26 protein-coding genes and 1 other annotated feature are annotated in these 24319 nt (G+C 48.6%); of the genes, 16 read left to right on the plus strand and 10 right to left on the minus strand.

From position 1 onward, the window contains the following. The first annotated feature begins 13 nt into the window (after positions 1-13). A complete protein-coding gene (locus DFP97_RS25115; protein ID WP_114383406.1) occupies positions 14-481 on the plus strand; it encodes a hypothetical protein in 468 nt (155 codons plus the stop codon). Here DFP97_RS25115 and DFP97_RS25120 read toward each other — a convergent pair. Both DFP97_RS25120 and DFP97_RS25125 read right to left on the minus strand, forming a co-directional pair. Continuing rightward, positions 478-675, minus strand: coding sequence for a cysteine-rich CWC family protein (locus DFP97_RS25120; protein WP_114383407.1), 198 nt, complete (start codon positions 673-675; stop codon positions 478-480). The genes DFP97_RS25115 and DFP97_RS25120 overlap by 4 nt on opposite strands. Positions 676-762: 87 nt before the next feature. Further along, a complete protein-coding gene (locus DFP97_RS25125; RefSeq protein ID WP_114383408.1) occupies positions 763-1569 on the minus strand; it encodes a Cof-type HAD-IIB family hydrolase in 807 nt (268 codons plus the stop codon). Positions 1570-1706: 137 nt separating this feature from the next. Here DFP97_RS25125 and DFP97_RS25130 point away from each other — a divergent pair, with 137 nt between their 5' ends. The 3 genes from DFP97_RS25130 to DFP97_RS25140 all read left to right on the plus strand — a co-directional run bounded on the left by DFP97_RS25130 (position 1707) and on the right by DFP97_RS25140 (position 4084). Then, positions 1707-3140, plus strand: a complete 1434-nt coding sequence (locus tag DFP97_RS25130; protein WP_114383409.1) for a S41 family peptidase — start codon at positions 1707-1709, stop codon at positions 3138-3140. 121 nt (positions 3141-3261) lie between these two features. Beyond that, on the plus strand, positions 3262-3483 hold the full coding sequence (locus tag DFP97_RS25135) for a DUF1450 domain-containing protein (RefSeq protein ID WP_114383452.1): 222 nt from the start codon (positions 3262-3264) through the stop codon (positions 3481-3483). A gap of 97 nt (positions 3484-3580) precedes the next feature. Then, a complete protein-coding gene (locus tag DFP97_RS25140) occupies positions 3581-4084 on the plus strand; it encodes a ferritin (protein ID WP_114383410.1) in 504 nt (167 codons plus the stop codon). A 91-nt stretch (positions 4085-4175) separates the two neighbouring features. Here DFP97_RS25140 and DFP97_RS25145 read toward each other — a convergent pair whose 3' ends face one another. Beyond that, positions 4176-6413, minus strand: coding sequence for a UvrD-helicase domain-containing protein (locus tag DFP97_RS25145; protein WP_245976591.1), 2238 nt, complete (start codon positions 6411-6413; stop codon positions 4176-4178). 124 nt (positions 6414-6537) lie between these two features. On the opposite strand from DFP97_RS25145, the gene DFP97_RS25150 reads away from it, so the two are divergent. Together DFP97_RS25150 and DFP97_RS25155 are read left to right on the plus strand one after the other, a co-directional pair. After that, entirely contained in the window at positions 6538-7893 is a 1356-nt protein-coding gene (locus DFP97_RS25150) for an MFS transporter (RefSeq protein ID WP_245976592.1), read from the plus strand. Positions 7894-8120: 227 nt separating this feature from the next. Then, positions 8121-8399, plus strand: a complete 279-nt coding sequence (locus tag DFP97_RS25155; protein WP_114383454.1) for a DUF2277 domain-containing protein — start codon at positions 8121-8123, stop codon at positions 8397-8399. Positions 8400-8712: 313 nt separating this feature from the next. Here the strand turns inward: DFP97_RS25155 and DFP97_RS25160 are convergent, their stop codons facing one another. Together DFP97_RS25160 and DFP97_RS25165 are read right to left on the minus strand one after the other, a co-directional pair. Beyond that, positions 8713-9045 (minus strand): DUF1904 family protein, encoded by a 333-nt coding sequence (locus DFP97_RS25160; RefSeq protein ID WP_114383412.1) that lies wholly within the window; start codon positions 9043-9045, stop codon positions 8713-8715. Positions 9046-9072: 27 nt separating this feature from the next. After that, positions 9073-9999: an RluA family pseudouridine synthase gene (locus tag DFP97_RS25165; RefSeq protein ID WP_114383413.1), complete on the minus strand. Its 927-nt coding sequence runs from the start codon at positions 9997-9999 to the stop codon at positions 9073-9075. Between the two features lie 189 nt (positions 10000-10188). Here DFP97_RS25165 and DFP97_RS25170 point away from each other — a divergent pair, with 189 nt between their 5' ends. Together DFP97_RS25170 and DFP97_RS25175 are read left to right on the plus strand one after the other, a co-directional pair. Continuing rightward, positions 10189-11739: a stalk domain-containing protein gene (locus tag DFP97_RS25170; RefSeq protein ID WP_181873672.1), complete on the plus strand. Its 1551-nt coding sequence runs from the start codon at positions 10189-10191 to the stop codon at positions 11737-11739. Positions 11740-11894: 155 nt separating this feature from the next. Further along, positions 11895-13742 carry a B12-binding domain-containing radical SAM protein gene (locus DFP97_RS25175; RefSeq protein ID WP_114383415.1) on the plus strand — a complete coding sequence of 616 codons (1848 nt, stop codon included), beginning with the start codon at positions 11895-11897 and terminating at the stop codon, positions 13740-13742. A 79-nt stretch (positions 13743-13821) separates the two neighbouring features. On the opposite strand, the gene DFP97_RS25180 is transcribed toward DFP97_RS25175, so the two are convergent. The 3 genes from DFP97_RS25180 to mnmL all read right to left on the minus strand — a co-directional run bounded on the left by DFP97_RS25180 (position 13822) and on the right by mnmL (position 16536). Then, a complete protein-coding gene (locus tag DFP97_RS25180; protein WP_114383416.1) occupies positions 13822-14796 on the minus strand; it encodes a type I phosphomannose isomerase catalytic subunit in 975 nt (324 codons plus the stop codon). A gap of 188 nt (positions 14797-14984) precedes the next feature. Next, positions 14985-15572 carry a tRNA 5-(aminomethyl)-2-thiouridylate-methyltransferase MnmM gene (gene mnmM / locus DFP97_RS25185; RefSeq protein ID WP_114383417.1) on the minus strand — a complete coding sequence of 196 codons (588 nt, stop codon included), beginning with the start codon at positions 15570-15572 and terminating at the stop codon, positions 14985-14987. A gap of 1 nt (position 15573) precedes the next feature. Then, complete coding sequence (gene mnmL / locus DFP97_RS25190; RefSeq protein ID WP_114383418.1) at positions 15574-16536, minus strand: tRNA modification radical SAM protein MnmL/YtqA; 963 nt, start codon at positions 16534-16536, stop codon at positions 15574-15576. 280 nt (positions 16537-16816) lie between these two features. Between mnmL and DFP97_RS25195 the strand changes: the two genes are divergently transcribed. Both DFP97_RS25195 and trmB read left to right on the plus strand, forming a co-directional pair. Further along, positions 16817-17026, plus strand: coding sequence for a hypothetical protein (locus DFP97_RS25195; protein ID WP_114383419.1), 210 nt, complete (start codon positions 16817-16819; stop codon positions 17024-17026). 185 nt (positions 17027-17211) lie between these two features. Next, a complete protein-coding gene (trmB, locus tag DFP97_RS25200) occupies positions 17212-17973 on the plus strand; it encodes a tRNA (guanosine(46)-N7)-methyltransferase TrmB (protein ID WP_114383420.1) in 762 nt (253 codons plus the stop codon). Between the two features lie 2 nt (positions 17974-17975). On the opposite strand, the gene DFP97_RS25205 is transcribed toward trmB, so the two are convergent. Then, positions 17976-18542, minus strand: coding sequence for a phosphatase PAP2 family protein (locus tag DFP97_RS25205; protein ID WP_114383421.1), 567 nt, complete (start codon positions 18540-18542; stop codon positions 17976-17978). A gap of 236 nt (positions 18543-18778) precedes the next feature. Here DFP97_RS25205 and DFP97_RS25210 point away from each other — a divergent pair, with 236 nt between their 5' ends. The 6 genes from DFP97_RS25210 to DFP97_RS25235 all read left to right on the plus strand — a co-directional run bounded on the left by DFP97_RS25210 (position 18779) and on the right by DFP97_RS25235 (position 23476). After that, the gene (locus DFP97_RS25210; RefSeq protein ID WP_114383422.1) at positions 18779-19957 is read left to right on the plus strand and encodes a glycosyltransferase family 4 protein; all 1179 of its coding nucleotides are present in this window, start codon (positions 18779-18781) and stop codon (positions 19955-19957) included. A gap of 342 nt (positions 19958-20299) precedes the next feature. Further along, a complete protein-coding gene (locus DFP97_RS25215; RefSeq protein WP_114383423.1) occupies positions 20300-21538 on the plus strand; it encodes a glycosyltransferase family 2 protein in 1239 nt (412 codons plus the stop codon). A gap of 117 nt (positions 21539-21655) precedes the next feature. Continuing rightward, positions 21656-21813: a sequence feature (ribosomal protein L20 leader region), on the plus strand. 56 nt (positions 21814-21869) lie between these two features. Continuing rightward, complete coding sequence (gene infC, locus DFP97_RS25220) at positions 21870-22367, plus strand: translation initiation factor IF-3 (RefSeq protein ID WP_114383424.1); 498 nt, start codon at positions 21870-21872, stop codon at positions 22365-22367. Positions 22368-22402: 35 nt separating this feature from the next. After that, positions 22403-22603, plus strand: a complete 201-nt coding sequence (gene rpmI / locus DFP97_RS25225) for a 50S ribosomal protein L35 (protein ID WP_114383425.1) — start codon at positions 22403-22405, stop codon at positions 22601-22603. Between the two features lie 54 nt (positions 22604-22657). Further along, positions 22658-23017: a 50S ribosomal protein L20 gene (gene rplT / locus DFP97_RS25230; RefSeq protein WP_114383426.1), complete on the plus strand. Its 360-nt coding sequence runs from the start codon at positions 22658-22660 to the stop codon at positions 23015-23017. A 162-nt stretch (positions 23018-23179) separates the two neighbouring features. After that, positions 23180-23476 carry a hypothetical protein gene (locus tag DFP97_RS25235; RefSeq protein ID WP_114383427.1) on the plus strand — a complete coding sequence of 99 codons (297 nt, stop codon included), beginning with the start codon at positions 23180-23182 and terminating at the stop codon, positions 23474-23476. On the opposite strand, the gene DFP97_RS25240 is transcribed toward DFP97_RS25235, so the two are convergent. Then, positions 23473-23940: a GNAT family N-acetyltransferase gene (locus tag DFP97_RS25240; RefSeq protein ID WP_181873673.1), complete on the minus strand. Its 468-nt coding sequence runs from the start codon at positions 23938-23940 to the stop codon at positions 23473-23475. The genes DFP97_RS25235 and DFP97_RS25240 overlap by 4 nt on opposite strands. Positions 23941-24319: the final 379 nt, after the last annotated feature.

Here is a 24319-nt window from a genome sequence, read left to right on the forward strand (position 1 = left end):
AAAGGAGGGGGAAATGGTGAGCATCACATTGAATGATGATAAAGAGCATGTACTGAGCGCCCAGTCGGAGCAGCATTGGCTTCGCAGAGCTAAAGAGCTCACAGCTTGGACTAAGTTGGATAAGCGAAGGAGAAAGGCCAAGCATACGATGACTCTAGAATCGTTCACTGTGGATGCGGAGCTGTACCCGGCGCTGTCGCTGCTTCGCCGATTACAAATACCGACCGAGTTTTCGTGTGCGGGCGTGAGTTTATTGGACGATCCAGAGGATCATTCGCTTTATGCCTATATAACCTTACATGCTTCGGATAGCGCCACAAGATTCGTAAGCTTCGCTATGGCGTTCATGAAACATCGACTGCTCGTTACATACGAACCGGCACGGAACCGGTATGATCTCTCCTCATTTTTTATTGGTCATAACCGGTCATTTTGCCTACTGATGCAGCGCTGTGCAGAAACGTATGAGCCATTCATCTAGACCTTAGGCTGGACCGAATCATTATATGTGATCGTGCATTGCCGGCAAATACATGACTTGCCACGGCTTTCTTCAGGAACTTGCTCAAGAAGCCCCTTCGGAAACTCCTCATTGAAGCACCAGCATTCTGTGCCTTGCTCTTTGAACGCGATGATGCCGCATTCATTCGGTCGTCCGCAAATTGGACAGTTCATATCTTCTTACTCCTTCTCTTAATGGAACAGCCCTTTCGCTAGCTAGAAGCGAAGGGGCTATTTCGCTTGTTATAACCGATTAAAAGGCTATTCTGCTGAAGCGTTCAACACGAATTTCTCGATGACGTGACGGACGCCCTCCTCGTTGTTGCTTAGCGTTACATAGTCGGCGATGTCCTTCAATGATTGTATGGCGTTGCCCATCGCCACGCCAAGACCAGCGGCTAGAATCATTTCGTTGTCATTCCAAGCATCGCCCATGGCGATCGTTTGGTCCATCGTACAGCCGAGATGCTCTGCCATGAAACGCAAGGCGTGACCTTTCGTTCCTTCCTTATGCATAAACTCCAAGTAGTGCGCTTTGGATTTCGTAATATGAACTCGATCGCCGACTAGCGGCTTTAGCTGCTCCGCTATCTCATCGAGGCGGGCGGGCTCATCGATAATGAGCATTTTGTTCATCGGATAGTCGAGCAATTTGTTGAAGTCAGGCTCTATCTTGTAAGGAATATTGGAAAGCTTGGAATAGGCCTTTATTTTGTCATTGTTTTCCGTACCGTAAAGCTCATCATCTACATAAAGCTGCAAGTGAAGGCCGTGTGCTTCAGCGAAAGCATGAATCTCTTTGGCTGCATCGGTCGGTACATTTCTTTCATATAAAACCTGTCCGTCGAGCAGTGTTTTGACGAGTGCCCCTTGATAAGTAATAATAGGAACATTGAGTTCGATTTGTTTTGCGATTTTTTGGGCGGATGCAAACATGCGGCCTGTTGCCAGCGTTACGGTTACGCCTTGCGCTATAGCTGCCGCCATCGCACGCTTCGTGCCTTCCGTTACAATGATGTCATCCGTCAACAAGGTATCATCCACATCAATAGCGATTAGTTTATACATACTAGCGGTGATGCTCCTCTCCAGCTCTCTATATTTAAGAATAGGTTGATTGTAGCGAAAAAGAACCCTACATACAAGACCGATCGTGTGCTTTCGAAGTAAGTTTTGCTTCGTAAAACTTTTAAGGAGATGAACGAATGAACTATTTTACGACTGCCGCCGCGAAACAACGGTTTCTGACACTTTGCGCGCTGGGAGCGGTATTGTTTACGGCAATTGGATTTGCACTGGGGCTGCTTTGGATGGGATTTAGATATCCGATGCTGGGAGAGCCAACGTTCCAGCAATTCACCGTGTCCTATAAAAAAATTATAAATGATTACTTGAACGGCGCGGAGCCGAAAAATTTAATTCACGGAGCAACAGAAGGCATGGTCGCGTCGCTGGATGATCCGTACTCCAATTATTTGGTTGAGGAAGAAGGAGACGCCTATACGCAATCGTATGAAGGGCAAATATACGGAATCGGAGCGGAGATCAGACAAGAAGAGGAGCAGTTCGTTATTTCCGCACTTACGAAAGGGGCGCCTGCTGAGCGCGGCGGACTGCTGCCAGGCGATGTTATCGTTACGGTTGACGGGCAAAAGCTGATAGGAAAGACATTTCAGGAGCTGCTGGGCGTTATTAGAGGCGAAGAGGGAACCTCCGTGGCGCTGCAAATTCAACGCGGAGTTGAGGTAGAGCCGTTCGATGTAACGTTGAAGCGGGAAGCCATTCCTATTCATACGGTAACTTCAGAGCTGTTAGAAGGCGGAATCGGTCATGTGACGATAAGCCGTTTCGGCGAGAAAACGGCGGATGAATTTGCTGCAGCACTTAAGGAGCTGCAAGCGAAGCAGCCGCTCAAAGGCCTTTTGCTCGATATGCGCTCGAATCCGGGCGGCTTACTGCAGCCAACGATTAAAATCGCGAATACGCTTATTCCGAAGGATAAAGTGATTTTAAACGTTGTATACAAAAATGAGCGGCAAACGGTTACGTACAAATCAGAGCAGGAAAAGGCGTGGACTTTGCCGATTGCCGTATTGGTAAACGGTCAATCGGCCAGTGCGAGCGAAGTATTGACTGCGGCGCTCAAGGAGTCGGCTGGAGCTGCTGTCATTGGTGAGAAGACGTACGGTAAAGGCGTCGTTCAAGCGTTCAATCAATTCAGGGACGGCTCCGTATTAAGCTTGACCGAGGCGCAGTGGAAGACGCCGGGAGGGACCTGGATTAACAAAACAGGCGTATCGCCGGATTATGCTGTCGCTCTCCCGGACTATGCCCAGCTAAAGCCGCTCGCAATCGGCACGGACATGAAGGCGGGAAGCTACGGCGAAGAGGTGAAGACGCTGCAGCTGATGCTGAAAGAGCTTGGCTACGGGCCAACGGGTCAAGAAGGATTGTTTGATGATCAAACAGCTGAAGCGATTAGCAGATTCCAATCGGATGAGAAGCTCAAGGTTACCGGACAGTTTAATGACAAGACCGGATATAAGCTTCTTGACCGCCTCCGCGAGAAGCTTGAACGCGAGGACAGCCAGCTGATAAAGGGACAGGAAGTGCTGAATCAATTACTGAAGAAGCAATAAAGAAAGCTTGGAAGGAAGCTGCTTGTTTCATTCATTAAAAATTTCGCAGTTGACAACGAGGATGATAATCATTATCATATAGTAGGAAGCTAATACGCCGTTGCGCTGCGGGGTGATTCGGATGAAGAAGATTAAATATTGCAAGCATAATTTCAAGAACGGATTAAAGCCGATTTATAAAGCAATGAAGGATCGCTATCCGGACATCAAGCAGAAAAAGAGCGATTGCCTAGGCAACTGTAAGACGTGTAAGCTGGAATGCTTTGTCGTCGTTAAGTCGAAGACGGTAAGCGCGCCGTCAGCAGAGAAGCTGTATAAGCAGTTGAAAAAAATGATCGGATAACAATATAAAATGGATACATTTACAAAGGACGGCATTTGCCGTTCTTTATTTTTATGTTAGAATAAGTACAAACTAGGAAAGCTGAGGTGCACTAGCTATGAATGATGGATTAGCGGAAGCGTTAAATGAGCAGATGAATTTTGAGTTTTATTCGGCGCATGTGTATCTTGCGATGGCTGCGTATTGTTCCGGTGAAAGCCTTGACGGCTTTGCCAACTTCTTTATTGTACAAGCTGAGGAAGAACGGTTTCACGCTATGAAAATATACAAGTTCCTTAATGACCGCGGACGCCGTGCGACGCTTTCCGCTTTGGGAGAGCCGAACAACAGCTATGCGTCGATACTGGACACCTTTGAGCAGGGATATGGACACGAGCAGCAGAACACGAAGCGGTTTTATCATTTGTCCGACCTTGCGATGAATGATCGCGAGCATGCGACGATCAACTTCCTGAAATGGTTCATTGACGAGCAGGTTGAAGAAGAAGCTTTGTTCGACAACATTATCCAGAAGCTAAAACGGATCGACAAAGACAGCAATGCCTTCTATATGCTGGATGCCGAGTTCGCGGGACGGTCTTTCACGCCTCCTGCGCTGTAGCTTACTCCTCTAACCAAATTGCAATGAAGAGGCCGTTCCCGCAGTAGAACTATCTACTGAAGGAACGGCCTCTTCTGGTTCCCGCATCTTCTCACTTTGATTTTTTGGGCAGCACTTTGGTCCCCTGCTCCATTGGCGAATTGCACATCGGACAAGCGCGCGAAGCAGCCTGAGAATCCTCGTACGTAATAATTCGCTGCCACACCTGGCATGAATCGCTGGAGCAAATCCAGGCGAGGGCCGTCTCGGCGCCAGCATCTGCCTCTTGTTCAGCGACAAATGCGGAACGGATGAAGCGGGATAATTCAGTAGGCTTGCCGCGGTATAAGGCAGGTGAGCTGATATAAAGCTCCTCTTGAGCTCTTGTAACGGCAACGTATACCAGACGTCTTTCTTCCTCCAAAGCCTCAGCCTTTGTATCGTTTCCCGTTTGTATGGAGCTTCGGTCGCTATGCTTGTCCGCGGCGAGCGCGGAGCTGTGAGGAAGGATGCCCTCCGAAGCCCCGATCACGAATACGACCGGAAATTCCAGTCCCTTCGATTTGTGGATGGACATGAGAGATATAGCGCTGCGATTCGGCTCATGCTTCTGCTGCTGCTGCACGGCAGCATGTTTATCCGTAATATCATCAATGTATTTTATAAAAGCTTCTATCGTATCAAACGTGCTTGCCGCAGCCTCGAATTCATCGAGAACCTCCTTCAGTCCTTCCTTATGCTCGGTCACTTCATGACGTTTGCTTGTTTCAAGGAATTGATCATAGAAGCCTTGGCGAAGCTGGGTAATAGCGGCGGCAGGCTTGCATTCAGTTAACGACTTAATCAGCTTAATCCGTTCCTTAATTTTGTCCTTCTGAAAATCCTTCAGCTGCGGATATTCCAGCAAATGAATGAGCGGCCATTTCTTCGCCCGCTGCTTATCTTGATTCCATATAAAGGCCATTGCCTGCTCACGGTTCATGTAAAGCGTCGGAAGCATCGTTTCCATCGCATCAAAGTTCCGGCGGTCCATCACGAGCCGTAAATGGGCGAGTAACGGCTTAATGGCCCATTGGTCATAAAACAGCTGACCGTCTCCGAAATCGATAAACGGGAGCTGCCGCGTCAGCAGAAGCTCGATGAGCGCCCTGCTGCTGCTCGCTGTTCGGAAGAGAACGGCAAATTCACCAAATGACCGTTTGCCTCCTTGCGCGGTTTGCGCAATGATTGTATCAGCAATTAATTGCGCTTCGTCTTGAGTTGTTTTGAGCCGGGCGTAGGAAGGATTGACTCCTTTCGGCTTGACGGCCAGCAGCGTCTTCTCCTTGCGCAGCTTGTTATTTTGAATGATGGCATTGCCAAGTCCGACGATCGTGCTGGTAGAGCGGTAATTAATGTCTAGAACAATCGTAACCGCTCCCGGATATTGATGCTCAAAATTTAAAATATAATCGTTCCGTGCGCCGTTAAAGGAGTAAATCGTCTGATCGTCATCACCGACAACCATTAAATTTTGGTGTTTGTCGGCAAGCATTTGCACAAGCACATACTGGACTTGGTTCGTATCTTGAAACTCGTCGATCATGATGTATTGGAAACGACTTTGCAGCGAGGCCAGCAGCGCCGGATCATCGCGGAGCAGCCGGTAGGCTTCCAGCAGAAGGTCATCGTAGTCGAGCTTGTCCATGTCCTTCTTCCACTGTTCATAGCGCGAGAAAAGCAGCTTCAGCTCCTTCTCCTCCGTCGTCGTTTCGGGCAGATCGTTAATGCTGATCATTTGCAGCTTAATCGCTGAGAGCCGGGCTAGCAGCGTTTCCGGCTCATAGTCATTTTGCAGTAAAAGCTCACGCATTAGCCTTTTGAAAAAAATATGCTTCTGTCCGGTTTCTCCGAGAATGGCTTGACGGTAACCCCGTCCCCGCAGCAGCTGGAGACAGAACGAGTGGAAGGTACGCGCTTCTACGCCGCCTGCTGCGCGGGCATCAAGAACAGGAAGCGAACGTATTCGGCCGCGCATTTCATCCGCCGCTTTTTTGGAGAAGGTCATAAGTAAGATATGCTGCGGCTGAACGCTGCGCACCGCTATCAAATAAGCAGTACGGCATACGAGGACGGACGTCTTGCCCGAGCCGGCGCCTGCAAGTAGTAGCGCAGCGCCTGTATTGTGGCGGACCGCGGCGATTTGCGGTCTGTTGAGAGAGATCCCGTATTGCTCAAAAGCGCGGAAAAATGAAGCATCAGCCTCTTCTGCGCCGACGAGCTGACAGCTTGTTTCCGCCTCTGCTTTTGGGGCAAAGGGAACCTCGCTTTTATGGATACCGATCGGAAATGTATAATAGTTGCTGCTCACTTCATCACCTTCAGAAATAATATTCATTTATTATAGCAGATGCATTGGAGAAGCGGGTTGATGAATGACCGCTGCATGCCATTTTAAAAGTTAATTATGGAATAAAAAGGATTTGTACGGTAAGATGAAAATGTTGCAAGCGGATTATATGTTGACTTTCATCGTAACCGGGAGCGTGTTATTCATGGCCAATTCAAGCTTTAAATCGAAATTAGCGTACAGCTCAGGAAATTTATCCGTCAATCTGCTAGCGCAGGCATTTGCATCCTACATTGTATTTTATTATGTGGACGTGCTTGGCGTCAGACCGAGCTTAATAAGCGTTGCGATGGTTATTCACGGCATCGTGAATGCGGTGCTCAATCCTCTATTCGGCCATATATCCGACCGGACGAATTCCCGCTGGGGCAGACGAATTCCTTATATGATGTTCGGTATGGTGCCGTTAGCAGCGTTATTTACGGCAGTCTGGTTTCCGGTCGTTACGGGCTCTGCGTTGTTTTGGTATTTTCTGACGGTTATTCTTCTCTATGATATTTTATTTGTGATGGTTGTTCTCAATTATTCTGCTTTGTTTCCGGAAATGTTCACGACCATTAAGGAGCGCGCATCCGTATCGTCCTGGCGCCAAATGTTCGGTATCGTCGGAATGATTATCGGCGTTGCGCTGCCGCCGCTCTTATACGGCAAGCTGGGCTGGGGACCGATGGGGGCTATTTTTGCCGGTATTGCGCTGCTGTTTTTCATCATTATGGTATCGTCCAGTAAAGAGAAAACAGTCGTTCAACGCGAAGAGGTAGGGTTTCTGAAGTCGCTAAAATTCACATTTTCAAATAGGGCTTTTGTTTTTTATGTGATCGGCAGCTTTTTTGTACAGTTCACGTTCGCCGTGCTTCCCGCCGCGATTCCGTTTTTCACGAAATACGTGCTGGTGGCCTCAGAAGACAGCAATACGGTACTGCTTGGCGTTATATTTATCGCTGCCATTCCTTGCGTATACATATGGGGAAGATTCGTTCAAAAGTGGGGTCCGCGCAGAACGGTTATTTATGCAGTATGCATTTACGCGGCTGCGATGATCCCGTTTCTGTTCGTATCGAGCGTGACTGCCGCTGCTATTGCGGCTGCTGCAATCGGAATCGGCTTGGCTGGCTTGCTCGTTTTGCTTGACGTGCTATTGTCCGAAATCATTGATGAGGATGAAAAACGAACAAACGTCCGCAGAGAAGGCATGTACTTCGGAATGAACGGGTTCATTGTAAAATGGGGCATATCGCTGCAGGCGGTCGTTATCGGCCTTATTTTGGAAGTAACCGGCTATGTGAAGGATGCCGTGCAAACGGAAGCGGCGGTATGGGGCATCCGTTCCATGCTGAGCGTTATTCCGTTAGTTGCTTTAGTTCTTGCGCTTGTCTTCTTTTACTTATATCCCATCCGCAGTGGAAGTACGATCCATGCCAAGGCTGATATCAGCCAATGAAGAAAGCATTTGATTGGAAAAAGCAAAATCCGCAGGAGCTGCAGCTAAGACCGGGCGAAGATGCCGCTTATATTTTCACGAATGGCGACCAGCTGCCGGGAGTAGATTCCGGTTATAGTTCAAGCGTTACGCGGACGTTAGCGGCATGGGTACGGTGGCTGCTCCTTGAGGGGAGAAATCGGAGTGTAGTAAGATTGATAAAAAACGGTTATCAAAAGGAGAACACTATGTGCCGAAACATCAAGACACTTTTCAACTTTGACCCTCAGGTTACCGATGATGAAATTCATGCGGCCTCGCTCCAATTCGTGAGGAAGATCTCGGGCTTCAACGAGCCCTCGAAGGCGAACGAGGCGGCGTTTAATCGTGCCGTCGGGCAGGTGGCTGAGGTTGCCCGTAATCTGTTAGGTTCGTTGGTTACCAGTGCCGAGCCTCGCAATCGCGAGGTCGAAATCGAACGTGCACGCGCTAGATCGGCAAAAAGGTTCGGTGATAAAGAGGATTAAGGCAATCAGGCCAACGTAGGAGGTTAGCTGAGAACGGGCATCGAGAGCTATATTGGACAAATACAATAACTTCAATCTTTTATGCCGCTGCGTGTGCCCTATAAGGGAAATATCCAATATAGAGCATACGAAGCAGCCCGTTTTTCTTCGATAGTACCGAATTTCGCTGAATTTACTGTAAGAAATCCAATATAGCTCAGCATAACAACAAACTTCTGCTCCTATCCTGCAGTAAATCCAATGTGGTACGCTGATCCCCTTGATGAATGAAAATAACGGTTCGATCAGCTGCATTATCCGCAGCTAGGAACCGTTACAAACAAGGCTCCCCGTTAATGTAATAACTGTCTTCCCGATACGTTTGAAACACGACCTCGATCTCATTGATGCCAAGCTTTTGCATGGATCTAGTCACTGCCAGGGCAAAGCTGTCACGGACCTGTTGACCGCGTTCGAACCAGCCAATCTCGACAAAGGCAAAGGCTGGGGCGTCGGAACCGCCCCCGAATACGTTCGTCGTATGTAAGCAATTCATGGTGAAATTGTCTGTTCCGCAGCCGCAAAGCGCTGCAAGCTCCTCGGCAAGCTGCGAAGCTACTGATTGCAGCTCCTCGGCCGGTACGCCTCGAAATAAGAGATGGGGCATGATTGAGTTCCTCTCGCTTCTTTTTATTTACGGTTGTACGGGCGCTTGGAAAGGCTTCAGAAACAGCTTCGGAATATCAGTCTCAAACCGTACCAGCTTGCCCGATACCGGATGAATGAAGGCGAGCACACGGGCATGAAGACCGAGACGGCCGATTGCTTTGGTGCGCGCTCCGTACTTTTTATCGCCGACTACCGGGTGGCCGATTTCTTCCATATGGACGCGAATTTGGTTTTTGCGGCCAGTTTCCAGCTGAACCTCGAGCAGCGAGAAGCTTTTGCTTGTTCGCAGCACCTTGTAATGAGTGACCGCATGAAGTCCGTCATTCGGATAGGGGCTGGAATACATTTTGAGCGTCTTGCTTTCCTTCAGCCAGGAAGAAACCGTACCTTTCTCCTTCTTGACCGTTCCTTCGACGAGAGCGACATAGATGCGCTCTTGAACGGTATCCTGCCAGCTGTTCTGCAGCTGCTGTTGGATCGCTTCGCTCTTTGCGAACATCATCACGCCCGACGTATCGCGATCGAGCCGGTGGACGACAAATATCCGATTTTTCGGATTTTCGGTCCGCACGTGCGCCATCAGCTGGCGGTAGGCTGTCAACTCGTTCTCTTTCGCAGAATCCGACGATACCGATAATAGACCGGCATCCTTCTTAATAACGATAATATGCTCATCCTCAAACATAATCGACAGCCCCTCCATCGGAGGCTTTTCCTGTATTCGTTCCTTGCTTACGGTCACCGTGTGACCTGGCTGCAAGGAGTAGTTGTAGGCGGTCGTGGCTTTCCCGTCGACTGACACCTGCCCGTGCGCCAAAATCGACTTTACGACGTTTCGTCCTGCGCCGGATATATTTTTTATGAGAAAAGGTAGCAGCTCCATCGGTTCAGTAACCGGGTAAGACTTGCTCTTATCTGCTTGATGAGTCGGGCGCTTTCTCCCCTTATGCATGCCTAAAACCTCCTAGATTCAATACTCCTACTATAACATGACTAACGGCTGGAATTCTAATCTTCCATCCCTATCGATTGGAAAATCTATGAAAGCCGTTTTCATAGACAAATCGCCAAGCCGGATGGTACGATAAACAAGATACATATACATATGGGGAATATGGAAGAGGTTGGAGGAGACCGTTACTTGAAAACAAAACTTATTAAATCTTTGCTTTGTCCATTGCTCGTAACAGGCCTGTTGCTTGCTCCGCTGCCAGGACTTGGTGGTACGTCCGTGTCGGCAGCAAGCATTTCTGCAAAGGCGGTTACAGCAAATAAGCAGCAATTGCAAGTGATTGTAGATGGAAAAAAGCTTTCGCTCGCTGCGCCCGCGTATGCAGAGAAGGGCGTTACCTGCGTTCCGATGCGCGATATTTTCACAGCACTAGGAGCGTCTGTTACTTGGGAAAGTAAGACGGAGACAATTATCGGCCGCAAGGGCAGCATTTCGGTTTCTCTTAAGGTCGGCAAGAAAGATGCGGTAGTTAACGGTAAAACGGTGAAGCTGGATGCACCGGCAGTTGTGCGCAAAGGCGTTACTTTTGTACCGGTTCGTTTTATATCGGAGTCTCTTCGCGCGACGGTGAAATGGGACAGCGCCGCTAATGCGGTTCGTATAACTTCTCCGGAAGCGGCAGAATTGGCCGAGTACGAGAAGTGGCAGGAAGCACAGAAAAATTTGCCTAAGCTTACGTCTACCGAAATCGTAAATAAATATGATGAGAGTGTCGTTCTGATTATGACGAATAACGCGCAAGGCAGCGGCGTTGTCATTGGAGAAAACCTGATTCTGACTAATCACCACGTAATGGCAGACGCAGCCTCGGCAACCGCGCTTTCTATTTTTGGAGACGAGATGAAAATAACGGGTGTCGTCAATTATGACGCCGATATCGATCTTGCCATCATCAAGACGGAGGAGCCTATCGATCTTCCGGCAGTCAAAGTCGGCTATGGCTTGAATTCACGCAAAGGCGATAAGGTCGTTGCGATCGGAAGTCCGCTTGGGCTTCAAAATACAGTATCAGACGGCCTAATTAGCAATATTACGTACGAAGGCGGAGTTCGCTACATTCAGACTAGCGCGCCAATCGACCACGGCAGCTCCGGCGGAGCGCTCTTTAACGAATATGGCGAGCTCATCGGTATTACATCGCTAGGCTACTCCAACACGAACGCCGATTTGAACTTTGCAGTATCGATTATGCATGCGGCTATTCTCAAAGGCGCAGCTACTGAAGCACAGATTAAGGACGCGAAATTTTTACCGGCCAGCCTGCCTGAAACACTCGTCGGCGCACCGCTGACTGATATTCAGAAGCTGATGGCTGACCAGTATTCTTCGTTGCAAACAACGGAGGGGACAGCAAGCTTTGCCAAATGGGAAGTGAATCGCGACTCTTCAGGCTGGCTCGTGCTGACAGCGGATATCGACCCGCTTTACTACATGTATTACGGTCCGGCGACGGCTGAGGAGCTTCGTATCTGGTCGATTAATTTAGGCTATGAGCTTCACCGTATGCTCCCGGACGAAAAAATCCAAGTACTCATATCATTTGAACGCGATTACGGTTTTGAACCGCGCGGCTTGGAGCCTGGCGAGGTAAGCTCAATCGGCGGCGGCAAATGGCGCGTCCGTTATCCGGTCATCGATATGCAGCTCAAGGATCAGCTTCACATTAAAGTCAGAGACTAATTTATGCGAGGTGTCTGTTGCCGCTTTCAAGCGGGAATGGATGCCTCTTCTTTTTTGCATTGATTTTCGGTACAATAGAAGGCATCTTGCTGCAGGTGCTGCGTATTCGCGAAATGAACCATGCAAGCAAATGCTTAAGTTAGAGAGGTCATGTTATGAAAGTGGTACTGTCCACATTAAATGCTAAGTTTATTCACACATCGCTAGCTCTACGCTGTTTAAAGGCATACAGCGGCGACCGATTCGATATGGAGATTGCGGAATATACGATTAAAGACCCGGCGATGAACATTGTGTCGGATATTTTCTCGCGCAATCCTGATGTGGTAGGCTTCTCCTGCTACATTTGGAACATTGAAGAAACGATAACAGTCATTAATATGCTGCGCAAAATAAAGCCGGGCCTTAAGATCGTGCTCGGCGGACCGGAAGTTAGCTATGACATGGATTACTGGATGGATCGGCTGCAAGAGGTAGATTTTATCGTCATCGGGGAAGGCGAAGAGACCTTCCATCATTTGCTTACTGAAATAGAAGGCGACGGCAAATATCATATGGTATTCGGTATTGCTTACCGGAAGCAGCGGGAGGACCATGCAGAGGTTATCATTAATCCGCCTCGTCCGAAGCTTAGTCTGAATGAGCTGCCGTCACCGCACCGCTTCGAGGAGGACATTCCTCATTTGGCCAGCCGGGTTGTTTATTTTGAGACAAGCCGCGGCTGTCCGTTCAGCTGTCAGTTTTGCTTATCCAGCATCGAGGTCGGCGTTCGATACTATGATATGGAGCGGACGAAGGCTGATATCCTTTATTTGATTGATTCGGGAGCCAAGCTCATCAAGTTTGTCGACCGTACCTTCAACATTAAACGGGACTATGCGCTTGAGATCTTTAACTTTTTGATTGAAAACCACCGCGGCTGCGTGTTCCAGTTTGAAATTACGGCGGACATTATGCGCCCCGAGGTGCTTGATTATTTGGCGGAGCATGCGCCGCCTGGCATTTTCCGCTTTGAAATCGGCGTACAGTCGACGAACGATCCGACTAACGAGGCCGTACAGCGGCGTCAAAATTGGTCGAAGCTCGTGCGCACGGTAACGAAGGTCAAGGAATCGGGCAAAATCGATCAGCATCTCGATTTAATCGCCGGCTTGCCGCTCGAAAACTATGACACGTTCCGCGGAACGTTCAACGACGTATTCGAGCTTCGTCCCGAGGAGCTGCAGCTTGGCTTCCTCAAAATGCTGCGCGGAACTGGACTGCGCCGCGAAGCCGATAAATGGGGCTATATTTATATGGACAGGTCGCCATACGAAATGCTGGGCAACGATCTGATGCCGTTTGGCGATATTGTGCGGATTAAACGGGTAGAGGATGTGCTGGAGAAATACTGGAATGCGCACCGGATGGATCATACACTGCTCTATTTAGTGGATCGGGTGTTTCCGTCTCCGTTCGATTTCTTCCAATCGTTCGGGGATTTCTGGGAGCGCAGCGGCTGGCAAAAGATCGGACATCAGCTGGAGGATCTTTTCTCGAGGCTATGGGCGTTTCTCGTTTCGCTGCCGATTTCTGCAGATGAGGATGTTGCAATTGATCAAGTCCTCTCAACTGCGGGTGCGCGGTTGGATGCGGATGTCGTGCTGGGGCTGATGAAATATGATTATTTCCTTAACCATAATTACAAGCCGCGCAAAACATGGTGGGAATTCACGATGGACAAGTCGGTATGGAGCAGCTGGATGCGCCGTCTTGCCGAACGTCCGGGCGATGTGTCCGATGAATTCGCTGCACTCGCTTTGAACGAGAAGGAGCTTCATAAGCATGCGGTTATCGAGAAGCTGCCATTTGATTTGGCGGCATTCCTTGCTAACGGGGAAGTGAACAAGGAACGTCATACACTGCTAGTCGTGCTGTATGCACTAGAGGCGGGCAGCAATAAGCCGAAGCCGCGTCCGTTCATGCTTACGGTGGAAGCGGAAACTAAAGCTCTGTCCTTGTAATTGCTCTAGATGTGCCTTCGACTTGCTTAAAATTAATACAAAAAGTCCGACGTCTTCTAAGACGTCGGACTTTTTGTCGTTAAGCAGGAACGACGCTGCGAAGTACGGTCATGCTGCCGGAAAGCTCATAGCCGCCGAGGTTAGCGGGAAGAAGGAAGCATTCGCCTGCTTTGACAGGCTGATCGCCGTCCGCCCATTTCAATCGGCCTTCGCCTTCTGCTACGACTAGGATGACGAAGCTCTCAAGCGAGGTGGACAGCTGCCAAGGCGCAGTGACAAGCCCTTTTTCAACAATAAAATAAGGAGAGGAAGCAATCGTCATCCATTGACCGGCTACGGCATTGTCGGTTTTCATTCGCTGAGCGCCTGCGCCTTTGTAGGCAATCACGTTAAGAGAATCTTCAATATGCAGCTCACGCAATTGACCGTCAAGACCTGGACGGTCGTAGTCATATAAACGGTAGGTTGTATCGGAATTTTGCTGTATTTCAGCCACGACGACACCAGAGCATAACGCATGGACGGTCCCGGCTGGGATATAGAAAGCATCCCCTGCTTCGACAGATACTTCTTGCAGCGTATCCATAATCCGGCCCTCTGCAATCGCAGCTTCCATAGCTGCACGGTCAACGCCATCCTTTAAACCGTAGATGATTTTTGCGCCGGGCTTAGCGTCAAGAATGTACCACATTTCCGTTTTGCCAAGCTCACCTTCGGGAAGTCCCTCGTATGCGTCGGTTGGGTGCACCTGAATGGACAGGTCATCATTGCAATCGAGCAGCTTGATAAGAAGCGGAAAACGTCCATTTTTTTCGGAGAAGCCTTGCGTACCGAACCACTCACGTCCGTAAGCTTCACGGATATGATCAAGACCTGTTCCTGCAAGCTCGCCGTTCATAACCTTTGTCGTGCCGTTCGGATGATCGCCGATCATCCAGCCTTCGCCAATCGACCCTTCCGGCAGCTCGAGGCCAAAGTTCTCAAGAGCCCGTCCTCCCCAAATGCGCTCTTTCATTTCCGCTTTGAATTGCAAAGGATAAGGTTTTACAGTCATCGTTCATCTCTCTCCCATGTCTCTAGTATGTATTTAAAACTACAATACGATGAACTCTGTGCCAGTGTACAGCGCAAGAGCCATGCATTGGAATTTCAGTGCGCGGTATGAAGTTTTAAAATGCTCCTTATTAAGTTTAACAGATGTAACTCTGCGAAATGAGGTGCATAAAGCTTGCATCTAATTGCCTATGACGCAGATCGTTTCTCCACTGCAACGAGATACGGCGCTGCTGGACGCTGCGGCTGACGGTAAGTGACCGCCTGCGCAACCGATTGAGGCAGCTGTGCAGCCCACGCCTCGACGGCTTCAGCTTCCGCCTCGCCGCCTGGGTGGCCTGGATATAGGACGCATGTGACGATGCCGCCTGGGCGCAGCACAGCGATAGCCGCATGAAGCGCGGCTATCGTTGATGCAGGCTCCGTTATGACGGTTTGATCGCCGCCCGGCAAGTATCCGAGGTTGAACATAACGGCAGCCGTTTGTCCCGCGTGATGCGAATCAATGGCCTCTGCCATATGGGCATGATTCTCAAGCACTAGCTTCACTGCCGGCAGCTTGTCCTGGCCAGCGGAGGAGAGCAGGCGCTCTCGCGTACGATCGAGTGCTTCCTGCTGAATATCGAAGGCATATACGGTACCCTTGGGACCAACGAGCTGTGCCAGCGCCAGCGTATCTACGCCGCCGCCAGCCGTCGCGTCGATGACGGTGTCGCCGGGCGCAGTCCGCTCGGCGATCCATTTGTGCGCCATGCTCAGTACGGAAAGAAAGCCCATGCTACACCTCCGGCTGCCACAGCTTGCCTTGCCACGTATTGCGTCTGCGCAGCTCATCGTCGAAGGCGTTGAGCACTTCCCATTTTTTCAGACTCCACATCGGTCCGATTAGGAGATCTCGAGGAGCATCGCCTGTCAGCCGATGAACGATCATCTCAGGGGGTAAAAATTCGAGGGTGTCGACAATAAGCTTCACATATTCGTCCTGCTCCAAAAATCGCAGCAGCCCTGCCTCATACTGCCGGACCATCGGCGTCTTGCGCATGAGATGGAGCAGGTGGATTTTTATACCCTGCACATCCATTTTCGCGACGGCGCGGCCCGTATCGAGCATCATCTCATGCGTCTCCTGCGGAAGTCCGTAAATAATATGGGCGCACACGCGAATGCCGCGCTCGCGCAGCCTGCGGACTGCATCGACGTAGCAAGCCGTATCATGTGCCCGGTTAATGAGCTCCGAAGTCGATTCATGTACGGTTTGAAGACCCATTTCGACCCACAAATAAGTACGCTCATTCAGCTCGGCCAAATAATCGACGACATCATCAGGCAAACAATCGGGACGAGTGGCAATCGATAAGCCGACAACGCCCGGCTGCTGCAAAATAACTTCGTAATACTCGCGCAGCTCCTCTACCGGCGCGTACGTATTCGTATAAGCTTGGAAATAGCCGATGTATTGCGCGTCCGGCCATTTCTGATGCTGGCGGTCACGTATGTTGTTGAACTGCGTGACAAGATCGTCGCGTCTGCTGCCGGCGAAGTCGCCTGACCCGCGGGCGCTGCAGAACGTGCAACCGCCTTTGGCAATCGAGCCGTCGCGGTTTGGGCACGTAAAGCCTGCATCCAGCATGACCTTAAACACCTTGCCGCCAAACTGTTCACGCATTTCGTAATTCCATGTATGAAATCGTTTATCGCCCCAGAGCATAGGCTGCCCCTGCGATGTGTGTAATTCAATCATCGTTTTCTCCTTCTTTCAAGACGTTCACCCTTTATTTTAGCGAAAAACGAGCGGAAAAGCCACGTTTGATGGATGAGCGGGTTAAGAACGTTCGGAAACCGCTTTAATTGGAAAATATTTTTGAAATGGTACATTTTAGACTTGCGTAACCTTACATGAAGTGTTATATTAAAAGTGCGACAAGACAACAAAAAAACCTGACATAGCCTAATTGTACCTGGATTCATGATACGTCGATGAAATGGTAATACTTTAAAATAAATCGATGAGGTGATTTGAGATGAGTACATCTGCTAAAATTCCGCATGGCGACGACAAGGTTACGGTTGAGCTGACAGTTAAAGAGCTGATGGCATTGACGGGTGTCCGTTTTCACAATAATCATGGCGTAGAGATTTCTGCCCGTAAGAAGCTTAATGAAGTTCTTGTTGGAACCTATGAGCGCGAGCTAGAAGACAAAAGCCCGATTTCATACGAGCTTCTGCTCTAAGCCGCAAACCGCATGGACAACATGTAAGCCGCAGCGCCGACAGGCCGCGGCTTTTTATTTTGCCCCGTTACTCTTTACATTGCACAATTTCTTGGGCACAATAAGGACTAGCTGAACTATAAGCATGTATATACCGCATTTTTATAATGTGCTTATGTCTACGATAAATGGAGGAATTATTGCATATGCGTCTAAGAGGAAGAAAAGGTATTCGCGAAAGCTTAGAGGGACAACCGGAGCTGGTTGTGCTCGATGCTGCACCCCACAAAGGAAAATGGCGTGAATTTTTCGGGAACGACAATCCAATTTATGTCGAGCTTGGTATGGGTAAGGGACGTTTCATCAGCCATATGAGCGCCCGTTATCCGCATATTAACTTTATCGGCGTTGATATGTATGACGAGCTTCTGCGGCGCGCGAGCGAGAAGGCACGTGCAATATGGGAGCAAAAGGGAGAGGCGAATCCGCCCAATCTCGCGCTGCTGCGTGCAAATATAGAAGGTATTGAAACGATGTTTGCCCCAGGCGAACTTGAACGAGTTCATTTGAACTTCAGCGACCCGTGGCCAAAAAGCAAGCACGCCCGCCGCCGGCTGACTCATCCGCGATTCGTCGAGAAATATATCGAGCTGCTGAACGAGCGCGGTGAAATTCATTTTAAGACCGATTCCCAGTCATTATTTGAGTTTTCTCTGAACAGCTTTGCGGAAATGGAGCTTGTTATGCGCAATATTTCACTTCATTTGCACAAAGAAGGTCCCCGGGAGGACCTTGTGTTTACTGAATATGAGATGAAGTTTATGGAAAAAGGGCAAAATATTTATCGCTGTGAGGTCGTTATCGGTTCTGAGGCGCTGCAGAAGCACCGCGAAGCGAAGCATGAAAAATCGTTGAAAGAAACCGAAGAAGCGAATGATTCAATTGATCAAGAAGATGAAGAAATTTGATTTTAACCAAAAACCGATGTAACCCATGAGTAGTTGACCGCGATGGCGGTTACCGTGCCAATAAGTGCGCCTGCCGCGACATCGGATGGATAATGTAAACCAAGATACATTCTTGACCAACCGACAGATACTCCGATCAATAACGCCGCTGGAACCAATACCGCGAGCCAGATGCCGCCCGTCAACAAAATGGGGACAAGCCAAGCAAATATAGCTGTCGTATGACCCGACGGAAAGGAAGAGTCGCGCAGCGGTTTCGGACATGTATTCACGTCTGGCAGCGCCTGATACGGCCGCAGCCGTTTGAATTTTCTTTTTACTATTGCAACAGGTAAATGGCTAACGATGACCGCAATCAAGCATTGCCAGCCTGTTGTGCTCCATGGAGCAGGAGCTAGAAGCGCATATAAAAGGGCGGTGGCAAGCGTAAAAGTAGCGCCGCCCATATGTGTGACAGTGCTCAACCATCTTCCAAGAAGAGTATGCTGCTTTCCCCCTGTTGGTCTCCGATTTGCCCAAATCAGCACCCGCTGCTCATTCGTTTTCAGCCAGCCTATCATTCGTTCCATCGCTGTCATCCTCCTAACGGTGGCTTACTGTTACTTCTATTTACGAGTTTAACATGTTTTTGTTACCCGGACGTAAACAATTTAATAATCCTATATTAACGATGTATTTATTTTTCGTTGATTTTGGGCTAACATTTGCCGTTTACCATAATAACCAAACCCTATTCGGTTGTTATAGCAGTTGTTGTTCAAACGATCATTACCCGGCTCTCAACCGAATGGACGGAGGCGATCGCATGAGAATAGCGCTTTTTACCGACACGTACGTGCCAGATGTGAACGGTGTGGCCCGAACACTGAAGCGTTGGATCGATTATTTGAAGCGTCAGGATATTGAGTGTATGGTATTTGCACCTGATTCTCCTGAAGATCCGCGGGAGTATCGGTCGCTTAATTCGGTGGAGCGGTTCGCCAGTATGCCGTTTTTGCTGTACCCCGAATGCCGGCTGGCAATCCCGAATCCGATTCATATCCGGCGGGCGCTCCAGCAATTCAAACCAAACTTAATTCATGTAGCTACTCCATTTAACCTCGGTCTTTGCGGCATACATTACTCCCGAAAACACGATATTCCCCTCATCGCATCGTATCATACAAATTTTGATCAATATTTGCCATTTTACAATTTGCAATGGATGGCGAAGCTGTTATGGACATATTTGGAATGGTTCCACCGGGATTGTGGCACGATATTTGTACCTTCCAAATCGACCTATGGCGATTTAATCAAGCGCGGCTGGAATGCTCAACGAATGGAGATATGGAGCAGAGGAATCGATACCGCGGCTTACCACCCGAAGGTGAATCGCGAAGATTTATTTACCAGACATGATATAGGAAACGACAAATTTATCGTGCTCTATGTCGGAAGGTTAGCGCCCGAGAAAAATGTCGAAACTGCAATAGAGGCTTTCGCCTCTTTTCAGAGAAGAGTCTGTCCGGAATCGGTGATGGTATTGGCCGGTGACGGTCCTTCGATGGAAATGCTGCGGAAGAAGTGCCTGGATGAACAAGTGGATGCGCGTTTTATCGGCTTTACAACGATGCCGGAATTGCAGCGTTGGTATGCGGCTGCCGATGTTTTTTTATTTCCGTCTCCGACGGAGACATTCGGCAATGTTGTATTGGAAGCGATGGCATGCGGCACGCCTGTCATATGTGCGAATAAAGGAGGTGTGGTGGATACGGTTGAACATGGTGTAACCGGTCTTCGCTGTTCGCCGCATCATACTCAGGAGTTTGCCGATGCGCTCGAGCTGCTTTACCGTAACGAGAACTTGAGGAGAAGCATGGCGGCTAATGGACGTGCATATAGTCTAAAACAGTCATGGGACACTATTTTTGAAAATTTACTGAAGTGCTGTGAGCAGCAAATATCGTCAAGCGATACACCGATTCGTCACATTATCGATTAAAGGCGGTAGAAACATTAACATTTTCTCACATTATCACGTAAGTAAGGTCAATAGTGCTAAAAAATTAGTAAATGGTTGAAAATAAGGCTAAGTCGCCGTAAAAGGAGGTAATATGTTCATTGGTATGCCATGGAAGCGTTTTTCTGACGAGATTAAGCGTAATCGCGTCATATTCAACTTTTGACAAAGCAGTAGTTTCCGTGGAAAATCAGTAATGTTCGCGAGGCGTTTGCAGAGAAACGCTTATCAGAGAGAAAAGTATATAATAAAAAGCTTGCCGGCCATCCCTTAGGGAGGCAATGAAGCAAGCCAAAAAATGGGGTCACAAGGGGGCAGTACCGCATGTTCAATACGATAATGTTTACTTTTCAAATTGTGTTCGCCGTGTTAGGTGTATACCAGTTGTTTTTAACTTTTTTTGGATGGCACCGCAAAAAAGAAGATCTTTCCCACGCACCGAAAAAATCATTTGCATTACTGGTGGCAGCCCATAACGAAGAACAGGTCGTTGGCGCGCTGATTGAAAACCTTCAAAAGATGAAATACCCGCGCGAGCTTTATGACATTTTTGTTATTTGCGACAACTGTACGGACGGTACGGTCAATGTTGTGAATAGTTACGAAGGCGTGTACGCATGCGTTCGTGAAAACCCGAACCAGCGCGGAAAAGGCTATGCAGTCGAATGGATGCTTAAAGAGTTGTGGAAAATGCCGAAGAGCTACGATGGCGTTGCGATTTTCGACGCTGACAATCTTGTGGCCACTGACTTCCTGCAATACATGAACAATGATTTGATCAATGGATCCCGGGTTATTCAAGGCTACTTAGATACAAAAAATCCGAACGACTCCTGGGTCAGCTCTGCAAACGCAATTAACTACTGGTTCTGTAACCGTCTATGGCAGCTGCCGCGGTCGAATCTCGGTCTCGCAAACTTCCTTGGCGGTACGGGCATGTGCTTTGACGCTAAGCTGCTTAAGGAAATGGGCTGGGGCGCGACTAGTCTGGTAGAGGATTTGGAATTCACGGTCCGCTGTATCCAGCGGGGCATTTATCCGAAATTCAATTTCGAAGCAAAGGTGTTCGACGAGAAGCCGATCACGTTCCAAGCTTCGGCACGCCAACGACTGCGTTGGATGCAGGGACACTTCGACGTCACCCGCAAGTATATGCTGCCGCTGCTTTGGCAGGGCATCAAGGAACGCAGCATGACTAAGATCGACGCTGCATTGTATGTCTTTAACGCTTATAATTACTTGGCCGGCTTCTTTATCGCGGCGATTATTTGGGGCGATATCTTCTTGTCGGGCGGGGACAACGTGACCTCCGTGTACAACCTGCTGCCGCTATGGCTCAGCATTCCGTACATGGCATACGTATTCGTGCAAATACCTTTATCTATGCTTATGGCAAAAGTATCGTGGAAGCTATATCTGCGCATTCCAACATTCCTGTTGTTTACCTTGTCTTGGTGGCCGATTACGGTTCACGCGTTCTTCACGCAAAACAACAAGAAGTGGAGTCATACGCAGCATACCCGCGTCATCAGACTCGAGGAAGTACAGAGCAAACAGCTTTAATTTTGATGATCATTTGCCCAAGTTACCAAGTCACTTATAAAACATTCAGCGAGGCTGTTGACACTACTTTGCAGGTTATGGTATAGTAACACGGTAACATTTTCAACTAATTTAATGACGCACAAGCAGAAGCACCCGCTTCTCACCTTTCGGCTAAGGCTGGCTGGTTCGCGATAATCGATTGGTCACTATATTATTTCATACGAAATGATGTAATGGCATAAACGTACGGTTATGAGATGCGGGTTCGAGCGAACCCGCATTTTTTTATTGTGTGAAAATATGAGCAAACCATTTTTGGAGGTGGCACGTTATTAGCAGAGAACATCAAATCAATGATGAAATCAGGGCCAGAGAAGTACGCTTAGTCGGCGCTGACGGTGAGCAAATTGGTATTAAATCGATTCGCGACGCACTGCAGCTTGCAGTTGAGCTTAATCTGGATCTGGTTAACGTCGCTCCGACGGCAAAGCCGCCGGTATGCCGCATCATGGACTACGGAAAGTTCCGCTATGAGCAGCAGAAGAAAGAGAAGGAAGCCCGCAAAAACCAAAAGATCGTAGATCTTAAGGAAGTGTGGTTCCGCGCTAACATTGAGGAAAATGACTACCAAACGAAATTTCGTAACGTTGTTAAGTTTCTGAATGAAGGCGATAAAGTGAAAGCATCCGTTCGTTTCCGCGGCCGTGAAATTACGCATGCGGCGATTGGGCAGCGGATTCTGGATCGTCTTTCGAAAGAGGTTGCCGAAATATGCAGCGTTGAGCGCGCTCCTAAGCTGGAAGGCCGGAGCATGATTATGATTTTGGCACCCAAAACAAACAGCTAACAACTGGATAACGACTTTTAAGGAGGATAACTGATATGCCTAAGATGAAAACTCACAGCAGTCTGAAAGACCGCTTCAAAATTACCGGTACTGGTAAAGTAAAACGTTACAAAGCTTACCGTAACCACTTGCTTTCGCACAAATCCGGACGTCAAAAACGCGTACTTGCCGGCCAACCGCTTATGGCTTCTGGCGACGTTAGCCGTTTGAAACAAGGCCTTTCCAACTTGAAATAATAAGCTCGATAAACATATTTTAAGCAAAATTCAACCTACAGGAGGTTTCCACTCATGGCAAGAGTCAAAGGCGGATTTGTCCGCACTCGTCGTCGCAAGAGAATTTTAAAGCTAGCTAAAGGTTATTTCGGTTCGAAACATCGTCTGTTTAAAACAGCGAAGGAGCAAGTTGGTAAGTCCCTTATGTACGCTTACCGCGACCGTCGCAACAAAAAACGTGACATCCGCAGACTGTGGATCGTTCGTATCAATGCGGCAGCCCGTATCAACGGACTTTCGTACAACAAATTCATGCACGGCTTGAAACTTGCGGGCGTAGAAGTTAACCGCAAAATCCTTGCTGACCTGGCTGTTAACGATATCACTTCGTTCAACTCGCTTGCAGGCATCGCCAAACAAAAAATTAACGCTTAGTCGTTAATTAATGAATAAGGGCTGTCCCATGTAGTCATTTCGATGACTTCGGGACAGCCCTTCTTGCTTTATTACACATTTATAATTACGAAGGACAAACATACAGTCGGTCAACTCTTTCCCTGAATATACTGAAGTACAACAGGAAAGGAGGGATTTCGCATGCGTAATGTTTCCAAGCAAGAGGTTCGGAAACTGGTCGGCAAATCCATTTATGCAGTACGTCAAGACGGCTCTGTCGTGACAGGGAAACTTGTTCATCTAAACAAGAATAAACTGGTAATCGCTCCCCTTAAAAAAGATAAGGGCAAGCTCGTACAGACTAAAGCTATTTTACCGCTCGTCTTATTTGATCTACTCGCGATCGGTACGCTTCCTTATTGGGGAGGCGGGTACGGCGGCGGTTGCTGCTACGGTGGCCCATATTATGGTCCAGGCTACTATAATGGTTTTTATTAGACATTAGGCAATGATAGCGGGGTCAACGGCTTAAGCAGTTCATAACAGCGAAGCTCCGGAAGGTAACGGACGGTATTGTAGCCAAGCTTATTGTATAAGTGATGGGCCTTGGCGTTTACCTGATCCACGAACAATCGGGCTACTTTGCATTGCTGCGCTTGGCCGTAGGCCTCGCTATGCGCTATCAGCTTCCTGCCCCATTGACGGTTCCGATGCTCGGGATGCGTAACCATCATATCCAGATAGAGCACCTCACCCATTACTTCAAAATGAATGAATGCGACGGGTGCGCTTTTTTTGGATAAAGAAGCTACATAAGTAACACCTCGCCTAAACCGCTTCGGCAGCTCGCGAATCGTTTGCGCGTCATGCTGATGAACGGTATGGGACAGCGGAATGAGCTCAGTGCGGATGAGGCGGACAAGCTCGGCTTCGTCAATTCGAGGTTCATATAGTCGTATCATGATTATCATTCCATTTCTGCGGCCTCGAAAGAATTGAACCGCTGCATGATTTTGCCGATCAGGGGTTAAACTAGTATATGTGCCATGTCGTCTTATTGCGCCGAATTATTTCCCTAAGAGTTGCATATGGTTCTTGACGAACTGGGTTACAAGGCATATAATAAAGAAAGTCTTATCTACCACGTAGCGGTGTACGCACTGAGTGGTAAATACAAAATCGGCAATGATGAGGACGAAGTGCTAAGGGCTCTTTTGATCAGAGAGCGGACAGATCAGCTGCAACTGTCGCCAAAACCCCTTTTCTACGAGCTCACCTCGGAGCTGTTTTCCTGAAAAGCAACAACAAAAGCTGTTGCGTATTAGGGGAAATCGCAGGGCA

This window comes from Paenibacillus prosopidis, assembly GCF_003337375.1.
Taxonomy (GTDB): Bacteria; Bacillota; Bacilli; order Paenibacillales; family Paenibacillaceae; genus Pristimantibacillus; species Pristimantibacillus prosopidis.

Excerpts from the sequence above, each read along its gene's own strand:
- DFP97_RS25115 (WP_114383406.1), top strand. The coding sequence starts at position 14 with ATGGTGAGCATCACATTGAATGATGATAAAGAGCATGTACTGAGCGCC.
- DFP97_RS25120 (WP_114383407.1), bottom strand. The coding sequence starts at position 675 with ATGAACTGTCCAATTTGCGGACGACCGAATGAATGCGGCATCATCGCG.
- DFP97_RS25125 (WP_114383408.1), bottom strand. The coding sequence starts at position 1,569 with ATGTATAAACTAATCGCTATTGATGTGGATGATACCTTGTTGACGGAT.
- DFP97_RS25130 (WP_114383409.1), top strand. The coding sequence starts at position 1,707 with ATGAACTATTTTACGACTGCCGCCGCGAAACAACGGTTTCTGACACTT.
- DFP97_RS25135 (WP_114383452.1), top strand. The coding sequence starts at position 3,262 with ATGAAGAAGATTAAATATTGCAAGCATAATTTCAAGAACGGATTAAAG.
- DFP97_RS25140 (WP_114383410.1), top strand. The coding sequence starts at position 3,581 with ATGAATGATGGATTAGCGGAAGCGTTAAATGAGCAGATGAATTTTGAG.
- DFP97_RS25150 (WP_245976592.1), top strand. The coding sequence starts at position 6,538 with ATGAAAATGTTGCAAGCGGATTATATGTTGACTTTCATCGTAACCGGG.
- DFP97_RS25155 (WP_114383454.1), top strand. The coding sequence starts at position 8,121 with ATGTGCCGAAACATCAAGACACTTTTCAACTTTGACCCTCAGGTTACC.
- DFP97_RS25160 (WP_114383412.1), bottom strand. The coding sequence starts at position 9,045 with ATGCCCCATCTCTTATTTCGAGGCGTACCGGCCGAGGAGCTGCAATCA.
- DFP97_RS25165 (WP_114383413.1), bottom strand. The coding sequence starts at position 9,999 with ATGCATAAGGGGAGAAAGCGCCCGACTCATCAAGCAGATAAGAGCAAG.
- DFP97_RS25175 (WP_114383415.1), top strand. The coding sequence starts at position 11,895 with ATGAAAGTGGTACTGTCCACATTAAATGCTAAGTTTATTCACACATCG.
- DFP97_RS25180 (WP_114383416.1), bottom strand. The coding sequence starts at position 14,796 with ATGACTGTAAAACCTTATCCTTTGCAATTCAAAGCGGAAATGAAAGAG.
- mnmM (WP_114383417.1), bottom strand. The coding sequence starts at position 15,572 with ATGGGCTTTCTTTCCGTACTGAGCATGGCGCACAAATGGATCGCCGAG.
- mnmL (WP_114383418.1), bottom strand. The coding sequence starts at position 16,536 with ATGATTGAATTACACACATCGCAGGGGCAGCCTATGCTCTGGGGCGAT.
- DFP97_RS25195 (WP_114383419.1), top strand. The coding sequence starts at position 16,817 with ATGAGTACATCTGCTAAAATTCCGCATGGCGACGACAAGGTTACGGTT.
- trmB (WP_114383420.1), top strand. The coding sequence starts at position 17,212 with ATGCGTCTAAGAGGAAGAAAAGGTATTCGCGAAAGCTTAGAGGGACAA.
- DFP97_RS25205 (WP_114383421.1), bottom strand. The coding sequence starts at position 18,542 with ATGGAACGAATGATAGGCTGGCTGAAAACGAATGAGCAGCGGGTGCTG.
- DFP97_RS25210 (WP_114383422.1), top strand. The coding sequence starts at position 18,779 with ATGAGAATAGCGCTTTTTACCGACACGTACGTGCCAGATGTGAACGGT.
- DFP97_RS25215 (WP_114383423.1), top strand. The coding sequence starts at position 20,300 with ATGTTCAATACGATAATGTTTACTTTTCAAATTGTGTTCGCCGTGTTA.
- rpmI (WP_114383425.1), top strand. The coding sequence starts at position 22,403 with ATGCCTAAGATGAAAACTCACAGCAGTCTGAAAGACCGCTTCAAAATT.
- rplT (WP_114383426.1), top strand. The coding sequence starts at position 22,658 with ATGGCAAGAGTCAAAGGCGGATTTGTCCGCACTCGTCGTCGCAAGAGA.
- DFP97_RS25235 (WP_114383427.1), top strand. The coding sequence starts at position 23,180 with ATGCGTAATGTTTCCAAGCAAGAGGTTCGGAAACTGGTCGGCAAATCC.
- DFP97_RS25240 (WP_181873673.1), bottom strand. The coding sequence starts at position 23,940 with ATGATACGACTATATGAACCTCGAATTGACGAAGCCGAGCTTGTCCGC.